The organism is Streptomyces sp. NPDC041784 (genome assembly GCF_055591025.1).
The window spans coordinates 104452-120815 of record NZ_JBVJAB010000017.1; the positions used below are offsets into that span (position 1 = coordinate 104452).

At 74.7% G+C, this 16364-nt stretch carries 1 protein-coding gene; it reads right to left on the bottom strand.

Going from position 1 to position 16364, the window contains the following annotated elements; all coding sequences use genetic code 11:
* Window positions 1-36: 36 nt before the first annotated feature.
* Window positions 37-16356, bottom strand: coding sequence for a type I polyketide synthase (locus tag ACZ6D7_RS31705; RefSeq protein WP_469498208.1), 16320 nt, complete (start codon window positions 16354-16356; stop codon window positions 37-39).
* Window positions 16357-16364: the final 8 nt, after the last annotated feature.

The window sequence follows — 16364 nt, forward strand, 5'->3', positions numbered from 1 at the left end:
GTTCGTCGACCGGACGGGATTCGTTCGCCGGGCGGCTCATGAGAGACCGAGGTCCTTGTCGATCAGGTCGAAGAGTTCGTCGTCGGTCGCCGATTCGAGCCGGTCCACGACGTCGAGGCCGTCGGCCGGCTCCTCCGGGCCGCTTCCCGGGCCGCGTGCGGTGCCGAGCTTGGACAGCAGGGCCTCCAGCCGCAGCACGGCCCGGACCCGTTCGGCCGGATCGTCGGCGATCTCCGTGAGCCGGGCCTCCAGCCGGTCGAGGTCGTCGGCGACCGACAGGGATCCGGCCGGGGCGGCGGGCGCCAGCTCCGAGCCGAGGTGGCGGGCGAGGGCGGCCGGGGACGGATGGTCGAAGAGCAGGGTGGCGGGCAGCCGCAGCCCGGTGACCGAGGCCAGCCGGGTCCGCAGTTCGACGGCGGTCAGCGAGTCGAACCCGGCCTCCATGAAACCGCGCCCGGGCTCGAACGCCTCGAGGGTGGCGTGCCCGAGGACCGCGGCCGCCTCCCTGCGCACCACCTGGAGCACGGTGCGCTCCCGCTCGCCCTCCGACAGCCCGGCCAGCTGCCGGACGAGACCGTCCGACGCCGCGGACGCGTCCGCCGGCCCCGCCTGCCGGACCGGCACGGGCACCAGCCCGCGCAGCAGCGCCGGTACCGCACTCCCCCGGGCGGCACGGGCCCGCAGGCCCGCCACGTCCAGCCGTACGGGCACCGGCACCGGTTCGTCGCCGGCGTGCACGGCGTCGAACAGCGCCAGGCCCTCGGGGACGGACAGCGGGGTCATGCCCAGCCGCCGGATGCGGGCCACGTCGGCCTCGGTCAGGCCGCCGGCCATGCCCGAGTCGCCCTGGTCCCACAGCCCCCAGGCCGGCGAGGTGGCCGGCAGGCCCTGGTCGCGCCGGTACCGGGCGAGGGCGTCCAGGAAGGAGTTGGCCGCGGCGTAGGCTGCCTGTCCCGCACCGCCGAAGACCCCGGTGGCGGAGGAGAACAGCACGAACGCCGACAGGTCGAGGTGCCGGGTGAGTTCGTGCAAATGCCAGGCGGCGTCCACCTTGGGCCGCAGCACCCCGGCCAGCCGGTCGTGGCCGTAGGTGGCCAGCATGCCGTCGTCGAGGACGCCGGCGGTGTGCACGACGGCGGTCAGCGGGTGCTCGGCCGGGATCCCGGCCAGCAGCCCCGCGAGCGCCTCACGGTCCGCGACGTCCACCGCCGCCACCCGCGCCGAGGCGCCCAGCGCCTCCAGTTCGGCCGTCAGCTCCACCGCGCCCGGCGCCGCCGCGCCACGGCGACTGGTCAGCAGCAGATGGCGTACGCCGTACTCGGCCACCAGATGGCGGGCCACCACCGCGCCGAGCGCACCGGTACCGCCGGTGACCAGCACGGTGCCGCCGGCGTCCCAGGCACGGGTGCCGCCGTCCTCACCCGCCATGCGTTCCAGGCGCGGCAGGTGGACGGTGCCGGAGCGCAGCGCGAGCTGCGGTTCGGGGAAGCCGGTGCCGACGCTCTCGGCCAGCCCGCCCCAGGACGCGTCGTGTCCGTCCAGGTCCAGCAGCACGAAGCGGTCGGGATGCTCCGACTGCGCGGACCGCACCAGGCCCCAGACGGCGGCCTGCGCCAGGTCCGGCGACGGTTCGCCCAGCTCTCCGGTGGCGACCGCGTTGCGGGTCACCACCACCAGCCGGGCCCCCGCCGGCCGGTCCTCGGCCAGCCACTGCCGGGCCACCGCGAGAACCGCGCCGGTGACCGAGGCGACGACCTCGGGGGTACCGGGACGCGGGTCGGAGGCGACGGCCTCCAAGGTGCCGAAGCGCGGGTCGGAGGCATCGAAGAAGACCAGTTCCGGCGATTCGGTGCCTAGGGGTGCCAGGTCCGCATACGCCGGGACGTGGACCCCGTGCGCCCGCAGGCCGTCGGCCAGGCCGAGGGTGTCCGGCCCGACGAGGGCGCAGGTCACGGCCTCGGGGGCCGGTGTCGTCACAGCCGTGTCCGTGACCCAGCCGAGCCGGAACAGGGCGTCCCGGTGGCCGCCCCGGGCGGTCCTCAGCTGCTCCTCGGTCACCGGCCGCAGCGTCAGGGAGTCGACCGTGGCCACCGGCAGGCCGCTCCCGTCCGCGACGTCCAGCGCCACGGCCCCGGACTCCGCGACCGACAGCCGCACCCGCAGGGCGGTGGCTCCGGCGGCGTGCATCCGCACCCCGGACCAGGCGTACGGCAGTCCGGTGGCGGCGTCCGCCCTCAGCCCGAGGGCGTGCAGGGCGGCGTCCAGCAGCGCCGGATGCAGGGCGAACAGATCCGTACCGGCCAGGGTGTCCCCGGCCGGGGCGACTTCGGCGAACAGCTGGTCGCCGAGGCGCCAGGCGGCCCGCAGTCCCTGGAACACCGGCCCGTACCCGAATCCGGCCTGGGCGGCCCGCTCGTAGAGGGTGTCGACGGGCAACGGCGTCGCCCCCGCCGGAGGCCAGACCGCCCACTCGACGGACGGAGCCTCGACGGCCCCGGAGACGGCCAGGACGCCGGCCGCGTGCCGGGTCCATTCCTCGTCGTCCGCCGCCCGGTCCGGGCGCGAGTGCACGCTGAAGTCGCGCCGCCCGTCCCGGTCCGGCCCGCTCACCAGCAACTGGAAGCGGACCCCGCCCTGTTCGGGCAGGACCAGCGGTGCTTCGAGGGTCAGTTCCGCCACCTCGTCGCATCCGGAGCGGTCCGCCGCGCGCAGGGCCAGCTCGACGAAGGCCGTGCCCGGCAGCAGAACCGTGCCCATGACCGCGTGGTCGGCGAGCCACGGGTGGGTGTCGAGCGACAGCCGCCCGGTGAACAACAGCCCACCGGTGTCCGGCAGTTCGACGGCGGCACCCAGTAGCGGATGGCCCGCCGCCCCCAACCCGACGGCCTCCACATCACCGACGGCCCGGCCACGGGCCAGCCAGTACCGGTCCCGCTGGAAGGCGTACGTCGGCAGCTCGACCCGCCGTGCGCCCCGGCCCGCGAAGAACTCCGGCCAGGCGACCGGGACCCCCCGCGTGTGCGCGTGGGCGACGGCGGTGGTCAGGGTCTCGGCCTCCGGGCGTCCGGCGCGCAACAACGGGACGGCAGCAGCCTCGACGCCGTCGGGCAGGCACTCCTGGCTCATGGCGGACAGGACACCGTCCGGGCCGAGTTCGATCAGCGTGCGTACGCCGTGCTCGGCGAGGGTGCGGACGCCGTCGGCGAAGCGGACCGCCTCGCGGACATGGCGCACCCAGTACTCCGGGTCGCACAGCTCGTCGGCGGTGGCCGGCTCGCCGGTCAGGTTGGACACGACGGGGATGCGCGGAGTGTCGTACGAGAGGCTTTCGGCCACCTCGCGGAACTCGGCCAGCATCGGCTCCATGCGCGACGAGTGGAAGGCGTGCGAGACCGTCAGGCGCTTGGTCTTGCGGCCCTCGAACGCTGCCACGACGGCCAGCACCGCGTCCTCGTCACCCGAGATCACCACGGACGACGGGCCGTTGACCGCGGCGATCGACACACCGTCGACCAGGGCCGCCGCCACCTCCGCCTCGGTCGCCTGCACCGCCACCATCGCGCCGCCCTCCGGCAGCGCCTGCATCAGACGGCCCCGCGCGGCCACGAGCCTGCACGCGTCGTCCAGCGACCACACACCCGCCACATGCGCCGCCGCCAGCTCACCGATCGAGTGACCCAACAGCACCTGCGGCCGCACACCCCACGACTCCAGCAGCCGGAACAACGCCACTTCGAGCGCGAACAACCCCGCCTGCGCATACACCGTCCGGTCGAGAGCGGACCCGTCCTCGAAGACGACCTCGCGCAGCGGCCGTTCCAGCCGGCCGTCGAACCGCGCGCACACCGCGTCGAACGCCTCGGCGAAGGCGGGGAAGGTGTCGTACAACTCCCGCCCCATACCGGCCCGTTGCGAGCCCTGCCCCGTGAACAGGAACCCCACCTGGACGTCCTCGCCGGCCACGCCCTGGACCAGTCCCAGCACTCCCCGGCCCTCGGTCAACGCACCCAAGGACTCCAGGAACCCGTCCCGGTCGGCGGCGACCAGCGCCGCCCGATGCTCCAGCGCCGCCCGCGAGGTCGCCAACGACAGAGCCACGTCGGCCGGATCCAGCTCCGGCGCGGCCAGCACATGCGCGCGCAGCCGCTCGGCCTGCGCACGCAGGGCCGCGCCCGTCCGGGCGGAGACCACCCACGGGACCACCGGCGAGATCACCGGCGAAACCAATTCAGGCGTAACCGATTCAGTCGTGACCGGTTCCTCGGCCGATACCCGCTCCGGAGGAGCCTGCTCGATGATCGTGTGCGCGTTGGTGCCGCTGATCCCGAACGACGACACCGCCGCCCGACGCGGACGGTCCACCGAAGGCCACTCCCGCGCCTCCGTCAACAGCTCCACCGCACCCGCGGACCACTCCACCTGCCGCGAGGGCTCGTCGACGTGCAGCGTGCGCGGCAGCACACCGTGCCGCATCGCCATCACCATCTTGATCACACCCGCCACACCGGCAGCCGCCTGCGTGTGACCGATGTTCGACTTGATCGAGCCCAGCCACAGCGGCCGGTCCTCCGGCCGCTCCTGCCCGTACGTGGCCAGGAGTGCCTGCGCCTCGATCGGGTCACCCAGCCGGGTGCCCGTGCCGTGCGCCTCCACCGCGTCCACATCGCCCGTCGACAGACCCGCGTTGGCCAGCGCCTGCCGGATCACCCGCTGCTGGGAAGGGCCGTTGGGCGCGCTGAGGCCGTTGCTCGCGCCGTCCTGGTTGACCGCCGAGCCGCGGATCACCGCGAGGACCGGATGGCCGTTGCGCTCCGCGTCCGACAGCCGCTCCACGAGCAGCATGCCCGCCCCCTCAGCCAGTCCGGTGCCGTCCGCCTCGGCGGAGAACGCCTTGACCCGGCCGTCGGCCGCGAGGCCGCGCTGCCGGGAGAACTCCACGAACGTGGTCGGCGTCGACATCACGGACACGCCGCCCGCCAGCGCCAGTTCGCACTCGCCGTTGCGCAGCGCCTGCGCGGCCAGGTGCAGGGCGACCAGCGAGGACGAGCACGCCGTGTCCACCGTCACCGCCGGGCCCTCCAGCCCGAAGGTGTAGGCGACCCGGCCGGAGGCGATGCTGCCGGACGTGCCGGAGCCCAGATAGCCGTCGACGCCCTCGGGGAGGACCCCCACCTGGGAGGCGTAGTCCTGGTACATGATCCCGGCGAAGACGCCGGTGCTGCTGCCCTTCAGCGTGCCGGGGTCGATGCCCGCGCGTTCGAACGCCTCCCAGGAGGTCTCCAGCAGCAGCCGGTGCTGCGGGTCCATGGCCAGCGCCTCGCGCGGTACGACGCCGAAGAATCCGGGGTCGAACTGCGCCGCGTCGTAGAGGAATCCGCCGTCGCGTGCGTAGGACGTGCCCGTGCTGTCCTGGTCGGGGTCGTAGAGCCGCTCCAGGTCCCAGCCCCGGTCGGTGGGGAATCCGCCGATGCCGTCGCCGCCGGTGGCGACCAGCCGCCACAGGTCCTCGGGCGACGCGACGCCGCCGGGGTAGCGGCAGGCCATGCCGACGACCGCGATCGGCTCGTCCGCCGTGGCCGTGCGGGCGGGTGCCGCGCCGTCCCGCTCGTCCTCGTCGTCGCCCAGCAGACCGGTGCGTATGTGGTCGGCGAGCGCGGCCGGGGTCGGGTAGTCGAAGACCAGGGTCGCGGGCAGCCGCAGTTCCGTGGCCGTCGTGAGGCGGTTGCGGAGCTGTACCGCCGTGAGCGAGTCGAAGCCCAGCTCGGTGAAGGCCCGGCCCGCCTCGATCCGGTCGCCGGACGCGTGTCCGAGAACGGTCGCGACCTCGCGCCGGACCAGTTCCAGCAGCGTACGGGTGCGGTCAGCGTCCGGCAGGGCGAGCAGCCGTGCCTTCAGCGACAGCCGGCCGGCGGTGGCCGGTCCGGTGTCCGACCGCCGCCTGGCGGGCCTGCGCACCAGGCCGCGCAGCGGCGCGGGGACCGCCGTCGCCGGTTCGGTGGCCAACGCGGCGGTGTCGAGGCGCATCGGGACCATGACCGGTTCGGCGCCAGAGCCGGCGGCGGCCGCGCCGTCGAACAGGGCCATGCCCTCGGCGAGGGTCAGTGCCGTGAGCCCGGAGCGGCGCAGTCGGTTCAGGTCCGCGTCGTCCAGGGTGCCCGCCATGCCGCCCGCCGGGCCGCCCGCGTGCTCCCACAGGCCCCAGGCCAACGACCGGGCGGGCAGCCCGGCCGCGTGCCGGTGGACGGCGAGCGCGTCCAGGAAGGCGTTCGCGGCGGCGTAGTTCGCCTGACCTGCTCCGCCCAGCACCCCGGCCACGGACGAGAACAGCACGAACGCCGACAGGCCGAGGTCCCGGGTCTGCTCGTGCAGGTTCCAGGCCCCGTCCACCTTGGGACGCAGCACACCCGCCAGCCGCTGCGGGGTCAGCGCGCCGAGCACGCCGTCGTCGAGCACACCGGCGGTGTGCACCACGCCCCGCAGCGGCCGCTCCGCCGGGATGTCCGCCAGCAGCTCCGCCAGCGCGTCCCGGTCCGCGACATCACACGCGGCCACGGTCACTTGGGCGCCGAGCGCGGTCAGTTCGTCCCGCAGCTCCGCCGCGCCGGGAGCGTCGAGGCCCCGGCGGCTGGTCAACAGCAGGTCGTGCACGCCGTGTTCGGCCACCAGATGCCGGGCCACGACCGCGCCGAGCGCACCGGTGCCGCCGGTGACGAGCACCGTGCCGTCGGTGTCCCAGGCGCCGGTCTCCGGTACCGTGCTCGTCCTGGCCAGCCGGGGCACTCGTACGGCGCCCGCGCGGACGGCGACCTGCGGCTCGGCGGAGGCGAGCGCCGCTGCCACGGCCGTGACCGTCTCGTCGTCGTCCGGGTCGAGGTCGACCAGCACGAACCGTTCCGGATGCTCCGACTGCGCCGAACGCACCAGCCCCCACACGGCGGCCGAGGCCGGGTCGGCGATGTCCTCGCCCGCGTCCACGGCGACCGCGCCGCGCGTGACCACGACCAGACGGGCCTGCTCGAAGCGGTCGTCCGCCAGCCAGGCCTGCGTCAGCTCCAGCGCCCACCGGGCCGCCGTGTGCACACGCGCGGGCATGCCGTCGCCACCCGCTTCAGCGGGCGCGGGAGCGAGTACGACGTCCGGCAGCGGCCCGCTCGCGACGGCCGCCTCGGCCAGCTCGGCCAGGCTTCGGTACGTCGCGACGGTCGGGTACGGCGGCAGCGCGTCCCCGTCGCCGAGCACCGCCCACGACCGCGCGGCTTCGGCGCCGACGGCGGTGTCCGGCAGGGCGGGCCACTCGAGGCGGAAGAGCGCCCCGTGGCTTGCCGGCCGGGCGGCGTCGAACCGCTCGGCGTCCACCGGCCGTACGGTCAGCGCGTCGACGGTGGCGACCGGCAGGCCGGAGGTGTCAGTGAGCGTCAGCGCCAGCGCGTCCGCTCCGGTGCGGGACGACCCCGGCGACCGGGACAACCGGGCCCGCAGCGCGGTGGCGCCCGTCGCGTGCAGGCTCACCCCGGACCACGAGAACGGCAGCCGCGCCTGACCGGTGTCGTCGAGCAGGCCGCCCAGGCCGACGGCGTGCAGCGCCGCGTCCAGCAGCGCCGGGTGCAGTCCGTACCGGCCGGCCTCGTCGGCCAGGTCCTCCGGCAGGGCGACCTCGGCGAACAGGTCACCGTCCCGTCGCCAGGCGGCCCGCAGCCCCTGGAAGACGGGCCCGTAGGCCAGCCCCCGGTCCGCCAGGCTCTCGTAGAGCCCGTCGACCGGCACGGCCTCGGCATCCACGGGCGGCCAGGGCAGCGCTTCGGCGCCGGCCGAGGGGTCGTCCGGGGTGTCGTCCGCCGTGTGATCCGGGGTCAGCAGTCCCTCGGCGTGCCGGCTCCACGTCCGGCCGTCGCCGTCAAAGGTCGCGTCCCCCGGCCGGGAGTACACGGTGAGGGAGCGCCGCCCCGCCTCGTCGGCGTCACCGACCGCCAACTGGATCTGTACAGCGCCCTGTTCGGGCACGATCAGCGGGCTCTCGAACGTCAGCTCCGCGATGCGGCCGCAGCCGACCTGGTCCCCCGCCCATACGGCCAGGTCCACGAGCGCCGTGCCCGGCAGCGGAACCGAACCCAGGACGGTGTGGTCGGCGAGCCACGGGTGGGTGTCCAGCGACAGCCTGCCGATGAGCAACAGCCCACCGGTGTCCGGCAGTTCCACGGCCGCGTCCAGCAAGGGGTGCCCGGCCGCGCCCAGCACGCCGTTCTCCGCGTCCCCGGCGGAGCGTCCACCGACCAGCCAGAACCGCTCGTGCTGGAAGGCGTACGTCGGCAGGTCCACCCGCTCTGCGGCACGCCCCGCGAAGAACGCCGCCCAGTCGACCGGAACGCCCCGCACATGGACCGCCCCGACGGCCGAGGCCAGGGTCAGCCCCTCGGCACGGTCACGGCGCGACACGGGCACGAACACCGCGTCCGTCTCGGCCACACCGTCCTGGCCCAGGGCGGACAGCACACCGTCCGGACCGAGTTCGACGAACGTGGTCACGCCCTGGCCGACGAGAGTGCGGACGCCGTCGGCGAAGCGGACCGCCTCGCGGACGTGGCGCACCCAGTACTCCGGATCGCACAGCTCGTCGGCGGTGGCCGGTTCGCCCGTCACGTTCGACACCACGGGGATGCGCGGAGCCTCGTACGACAGCCCCTCCGCCACCTGCCGGAACTCCGCCAGCATCGGTTCCATGCGCGCGGAGTGGAAGGCGTGGGAGACCGTCAGCCGCTTGGTCTTGCGACCCTGCTGAGCGAAGGCGGACGCGACCGCGAGAACGGCGTCCTCGTCGCCCGAGATCACCGTGGACGACGGGCCGTTGAGCGCGGCGATCGACACACCGTCGACCAGGGCCGCCGCCACCTCCGCCTCGGTCGCCTGCACCGCCACCATCGCGCCGCCTTCGGGCAGCGCCTGCATCAGACGGCCCCTGGCGGCCACCAGCGTGCACGCGTCGTCCAGCGACCACACACCCGCGACGTACGCCGCCGCCAGCTCACCGATCGAGTGACCGAGCAGCACCTGCGGCCGCACACCCCACGACTCCAGCAGCCGGAACAACGCCACCTCAAGGGCGAACAGCCCCGCCTGGGCGTACACGGTCTGATCGAGGGCCGGTCCACCCTCGAACACGACCTCCCGCAGCGGCCGTTCCAGCTGGCCGTCGAACCGTGCGCACACCGCGTCGAACGCCTCGGCGAAGACCGGGAAGGAGTCGTACAACTCCCGTCCCATTCCGGCCCGTTGCGACCCCTGCCCCGTGAACAGGAACCCGACCCGGCCGCCGTCCAGCGCCGAACCGCTCACCACGCCCGGCGCGTCCTCACCCCGGGCGAGGGCGGCGAGCCCGGACAGGAAGTCCTCCCGGTCGGCGCCGACCACAGCGGCCCGGTGTCCCAGGGGCATGCGGGAGGTGGCCAAGGACAGTCCCGTGTCCGAGATGTCGGCCTCGGGGTGGCGGTCGAGGTGGGCCACGAGGCGCGCGGCCTGTTCCCGCAGCGCCGGCGCGGAGGAGCCGGACAGCACCCACGGCACCACCGGCGAGGTCACCGTCGTAGCCGGTGCCGTCGTCACCGGTTCCTTCGCCGTCACCCGCTCCGGAGCCTGCTCGACGATGGTGTGGACATTGGTGCCGCTGATCCCGAACGACGACACCGCCGCCCGACGCGGACGGTCCACCGAAGGCCACTCCCGGGCCTCCGTCAGCAGCTCCACCGCGCCGGCCGACCAGTCCACCTGCTGCGAGGGCTCGTCGACGTGGAGGGTCGGCGGCAGCACACCGTGCCTGAGTGCCATCACCATCTTGATCACGCCCGCCACACCGGCAGCCGCCTGCGTGTGCCCGATGTTCGACTTGATCGAGCCCAGCCACAGCGGCCGGTCCTCCGGCCGGTCCTGCCCGTACGTGGCCAGCAGCGCCTGCGCCTCGATCGGGTCACCCAGCCGGGTCCCCGTGCCGTGCGCCTCCACCACGTCCACATCACCCGTCGACAGACCCGCGTTGGCCAGCGCCTGCCGGATCACCCGCTGCTGCGACGGACCGTTCGGGGCCGTCAGGCCGTTCGACGCGCCGTCCTGGTTCACCGCCGAGCCGCGCACGACCGCCAGCACGCGGTGGCCGTTGCGCTCGGCGTCCGAGAGCCGCTCCACGAGCAGCATGCCGACGCCCTCGCCCCAGCCCGTCCCGTCCGCCGCGTCCGCGAACGACTTGCACCGGCCGTCGGCCGCCAGACCGCGCTGCCGGGAGAACTCCACGAACGTGCCCGGGGTGAACATGACCGTCACGCCACCGGCCAGCGCCAGCTCGCACTCCCCGTTGCGCAGCGCCTGCACGGCCAGGTGCAGGGCGACCAGGGACGAGGAACACGCCGTGTCCACGGTGACCGCCGGGCCTTCGAGGCCGAAGGTGTAGGCGATGCGCCCGGAGACGACGCTGCTGGACGTGCCGGTGCCGATGAAACCCTCGACCTCGTCCGGCAGGGTCCTCAGGCGTGCGCCGTAGTCGTGGTACATCACGCCGGCGAACACACCGGTCCGGCTGCCCTTCAGCGTGCCGGCGTCGATGCCCGCCCGTTCGAAGACCTCCCAGGAGGTCTCCAGCAGCAGCCGCTGCTGCGGGTCCATCGCCAGCGCCTCGCGCGGGGAGATGCCGAACAGTCCGGCGTCGAAGTCCCCGGCGCGGTAGAGGAATCCGCCTTCGCGGGTGTACGAGGTCCCGGGGTGGTCGGGGTCGGGGTCGTACAGGTTGTCCAGGTCCCAGCCGCGGTCGGCCGGGAACCCGCCGATGCCGTCGGCGCCGGTCGACACCAGACGCCACAGGTCCTCCGGCGAGCCGACGCCGCCCGGGTAACGGCAGGCCATGCCGACGATCGCGATCGGGTCGTCGGTGTGCACGGCGGTCGCGATCGTGGTGGACGGCGCGAGGTGTGTCCGGTCGGCGTCGCCGAGGAGTTCGCTGCCGAGGAGTTCACTGCCCAGGAAGTCCGCGAGCGTGGTGGGCGTGGGGTAGTCGAAGACCAGCGTGGCCGGCAGCCGCAGGCCGGTGGCCGTGTTGAGCCGGTTGCGCAGTTCGATGGCGGTCAGGGAGTCGAAGCCGAGTTCCTTGAAGGCCTTCCCGGTGGGCACCTCGTCGGGGCCCGCGAAGCCCAGGGCGGCGGCGGTCTCGGTGCGGACCAGGTCCAGGAGCAGCCGGTCCCGGTCCGCCGGGGGCAGCCCGGCCAGGCGGTGGGCGAGTGACCCCGGCCCCGCCGCCGCTGCCGTACCGGTGGCGTCGGCCGCGCGCCGTGCCGGGCCGCGGACCAGGCCGCGCAGCAGCGGAGAGGGCACACCGGTCCGCCGTACGGCGGCCAGGTCGAGGCGCGCGGGGACGAGTGCGGCGTCGGGGCGGGCGCAGGCCGCGTCGAACAGGGCCAGCCCTTCCTCGGCGGTCAGCGGGAGCAGGCCGGCGCGGTGCATCCGGGCGAGGTCGTGTTCGCCGAGGGTGCCGGTCATCCCCTCGGCGCTCGCCCACAGGCCCCAGGCCAGCGAGGTGGCGGGGAGGCCCTGCGCGCGACGGTGGGCGGCGAGGGCGTCGAGGAAGGCGTTGGCGGCGGCGTAGTTGCCCTGTCCGGGGCTGCCGACGACTCCCGAGACGGAGGAGAAGAGCACGAACGCCGACAGGTCGAGGTGCCGCGTGAGCGCGTGGAGGTGCGCGGCGCCGTGCGCCTTGGGGCGGAACACGCGGTCGAGGCGTTCGGGGGTGAGCGCGTCGACGGGGCCGTCGTCCAGGACGCCCGCGGCGTGCACCACGGCGGTGAGCGGGTGCTCGGCCGGGATGCCGGCCAGCAGGGCGGCCAGCGCGTCCCGGTCCGCGACATCGCAGGCCGTGAGGGTCACCGTGGCGCCCAGCGCGGAGAGCTCCGCCTCCAGTTCCGCCGCGCCCGTGGCCTGGGCCCCGCTCCTGCTGGTCAGCAGCAGGTTCCGGGCGCCGTGGGCGGTGACCAGGTGGCGGGCGAGCAGTCCGCCCAGCGCGCCGGTGGCGCCGGTGATCAGTACCGTGCCGGCCGGGTCCAGGGCGAGGTCGGTGCCGCTGTCGGCGCGTGCCGCCCGGGCGAGGCGGGGCACCAGCAGGGCGCCGTCGCGTACGGCGAGTTGCGGCTCGCCGCGGCTCAAGGCGGTGGCCGACACGTGCTCGGCGTCCAGCAGCACGAGCCGACCGGGGTGCTCCGACTGCGCCGAGCGCACGAGTCCCCACACCGTTGCCGCGGCGGGGTCCTGGACGTCGTCCTCATAGCCGGTCACGGCGACGGCGCCGGCGGTCACCAGCACGAGCCGGGACGCCGCGAACCGGCCGTCGGCCAGCCAGGCCTGGATCAGGTCCAGGGCCGCGCAGGCCGCCGCGTACCCGGCGTCGGCGAGAGAGGCCTGCCGAGTACCGGGGGCGATCCGGTGGACGACCGTCTCGGGAACCGCCCGGCCCGCGTCGACCGCCGCGCCGAGGGCGGCCAGGTCGGCGTACCACTGCGGGCCGACGTCGGTGCCGTCGTCCCCAATGGCGTCCGCGATGGCGTCGGTGCTGTCGCCCGCACTGGTGTCGGTACCGTCGTCGGGCGCGCCCAACAGGACCCAGTCCAGGCCCCCTTGCGAGGAGGAAGCCCCGTCCGCCGTCGGCAGCGCGGTCCACTCCACCCGGAACAGCGCGTCGTGGTGGTCCACGCGGGCCTGCGCCAGCTGCTCCGCCGTGACCGGGCGCAGCACCAGCCGCTCCACGGTCAGCACCGGGCGGCCCAGGCCGTCGGTGATGTCCAGGGCGATGCCGTCGGCGCCCGCCGAGGACAGCCGGACCCGCAGCGCGGGCGCGCCGGTGGCGTGCAGCGAGACGCCACGCCACTCGAAGGGCAGCTGGACGCGGTGCGGTTCGCCGACCAGGTCGCCGAGGCCGAGGGCGTGCAGGGCGGCGTCGAGGAGCGCCGGGTGCAGCCCGAACCGCGCGGCCTGCGCGGCCGCCGCCTCCGGCAGCGCGACCTCGGCGAACACCTCGCCGCCGCGCCGCCAGACCGACCGCAGGCCCTGGAACACCGGGCCGTAGGCGAGGCCCAGGCCGGCCAGTCGGTCGTAGAAGCCGTCCAGCGTGACCGGTTCGGCACCGCTCGGCGGCCAGACCGGGCCGCCGGCCTCGACGGGTGCCGTGTCCCGTGCGGTGGCGGAGAGCACCCCGCCCGCGTGCCGGGTCCACGGCCGGTCGTCGGGCGACGCGGACACGGGACGCGAGTGCAGCGTCACCGGCCTGCGGCCCGAGGCGTCGGCGGCGCCCACCTCCAGCTGGAGTTCGACCGCCCCGTCCTCCGGCACGATCAGCGGGGCTTCCAGGGTGAGTTCGTCCAGCCGGTCGCAGCCGACCTGATCACCGGCGCGCAGGGCCAGCTCCACGAACGCCGTGCCCGGCAGCAGCACCGGGCCCAGCACCGCGTGGTCGGCGAGCCACGGCTCGCTGTCGACGGCCAGCCTGCCCAGGAGGAGCAGCCGGTCGTCACCGGCCAGGCTGACGGCGGCGCCGAGCAGCGGATGGTCCAGCAGCGCCACGCCACCGGGCAGCTCACCGGCCCCGGGCCGGGCGCTCGTCCGCAGCCAGTAGCGCTCGTGCTGGAAGGCGTACGTCGGCAGGTCCACCTGCCGTGCGCCCCGGCCCGCGAAGAACGCCGCCCAGTCGACCGGAACGCCCCGCACATGGGCGGTCACGAGGGCCGAGGTCAGCGTCAGCCCCTCGGCCCGGTCTCGGCGCGACACCGGCACCAGCACGGCCGTGGACCCCTCGGGCAGACACTCCTGCCCCATCGCCGACAGCACCCCGTCCGGACCGAGTTCGACGAACGTCGTCACGCCGTCCTCGGCCAACGCCCGAACACCGTCGGCGAACCGGACGGCCTCACGGACATGGCGGACCCAGTACTCCGGGTCGCACAGCTCGTCAGCGGTGGCGAGCACACCGGTCAGGTTCGACACGACGGGGATGCGCGGAGACTCGTACGACACCCCCTCGGCCACGTGCCGGAACTCGGCCAGCATCGGCTCCATGCGCGGCGAGTGGAAGGCGTGGGAGACCGTCAGCCGCTTGGTCTTGAGACCCTGCTGGGCGAAGCCCGCGGCGATCTGCTCGACGGCCTTCTCGTCACCCGAAACCACCACGGACGACGGGCCGTTGACCGCGGCGATCGACACACCGTCGACCAGGGCCGCCGCCACTTCCGCCTCGGTCGCCTGCACCGCCACCATCGCGCCGCCCTCCGGCAACGCCTGCATCAACCGACCCCGCGCGGCCACCACCGCACACGCATCCGCCAGCGACCACACCCCCGCGACATGCGCCGCCGACAGCTCGCCGATCGAGTGCCCGGCCAGGAAGTCCGGCACCACACCCCACGACTCCAGCAGCCGGAACAGCGCCACCTCAAGGGCGAACAGCCCCGCCTGCGTGTACACCGTCCGGTCGAGAGCCGTACCGTCCTCGAACACCACGTCCCGCAACGGCCGTTCCAGCCGGCCCTCGAACCCGGCACACACCGCGTCGAACGCCTCGGCGAACACCGGGAACGCCTCGTACAACTCACGCCCCATACCGGACCGTTGCGCCCCCTGCCCCGTGAACAGGAACGCCGTCAGGCCGTCCCGGGCGACCTCACCCCGTCGCAGGGTGGGGGTCTCGCGGTTCTCGGCCAGTGCCGTCAGACCCGCCAGGAGGTCCTCACGATCGGTGGCGATCAGCGCGGCGCGGTGGTCCAGTGCCGTGCGGGAGGTCGCCAGGGACAGGGCGATGTCGCCCGTCTCCAGCTCCGGGTGGGCCCGTACGTGCGCGGCCAGGCGCTCGGCCTGCGCCCGCAGAGCCGCCTCCGTGCGGCCGGACAGCACCCAGGGCACCACCGGCATGGTCTCCGACGGCACGGGCTCGTCGGCGTCCACGTGCTCCGGCGCCTGCTCGATGATGGTGTGCGCGTTGGTGCCGCTGATACCGAACGACGACACCGCGGCCCGCCGGGGCCGGCCCGCCGAAGGCCACTCCTGGGCCCGCGTCAGCAGCTCCACCGCGCCCGCCGACCAGTCGACCTGCGGCGAGGGCTCGTTCACGTGCAGGGTGCGCGGCAGCACACCGTGCCGCATCGCCATCACCATCTTGATGACACCGGCGACACCGGCCGCGGCCTGGCTGTGCCCGATGTTGGACTTCACCGAGCCCAGCCACAGCGGCTGTTCCCGGTCCTGGCCGTAGGTGGCCAGCAGGGCGTGGGCCTCGATCGGGTCGCCCAGCCTGGTGCCGGTGCCGTGCGCCTCCACCGCGTCCACCTCGGCGGCCGAGAGCCGGGCGTTGGCGAGCGCCTGGCGGATCACGCGCTGCTGCGAGGGGCCGTTCGGCGCCGTGAGGCCGTTGGACGCGCCGTCCTGGTTGACGGCCGAGCCGCGGATCACCGCGAGCACCCGGTGGCCGTTGCGGCGGGCGTCGGACAGCCGCTCCAGGAGGAGCATGCCGACGCCCTCGGCCATGCCCATGCCGTCCGCGTCGGCGGAGAAGGCCTTGCAGCGGCCGTCCCTGGCCAGGCCGCGCTGGCGGCTGAACTCGACCAGCGGGCCGGGCGTTGCCATCACGGCGACGCCGCCGGCCAGCGCGAGGGTGCACTCGCCCGACCGCAGGGCCTGGGCGGCCAGATGGAGGGCGACCAGCGAGGAGGAACACGCCGTGTCCACGGTGACCGCGGGGCCTTCGAGGCCGAGCGCGTAGGCGACGCGACCGGAGAGGACACTGGTCGCGCTGCCGGTGAGCAGGTGTCCCTCGACGCCCTCGGCCGGTTCGTGGAGCCGGGGGCCGTAGTACTGGTGGCTGGCGCCGGCGAAGACGCCGGTGCGGGTGCCCTTCAACGCGGTGGGGTCGATGCCCGCCCGCTCCAGCGCCTCCCATGAGGTCTCCAGCACCAGGCGCTGCTGGGGGTCCATGGCCAGCGCCTCGCGCGGGCTGATCCCGAACAGTGCGGGGTCGAAGTCCCCGGCGTCGTGCAGGAAGCCGCCCTCGCGGACGTAGGTGGTGCCGGAGGTCTCCGGATCGGGGTCGTACAGCCCGTCGAGGTCCCAGCCGCGGTCGGTGGGCAGTCCGGAGATGCCGTCGCCGCCGGAGGTCACCAGTCGCCAGAGGGCCTCGGGCGAGTCGACGCCGCCGGGGTAGCGGCAGGCCATGCCGACGACGGCGACCGGCTCGTGGGCGGCTGCGGCGAGTTCGCGGTTCTGCTGTCGCAGGCGCTCGGTCTCCTTGAGGGACGCCCGCAGCGCTTCAACGACCTTGTCGGTGGTTGCAGTCATGTCTTGCCTCACACTTCGGG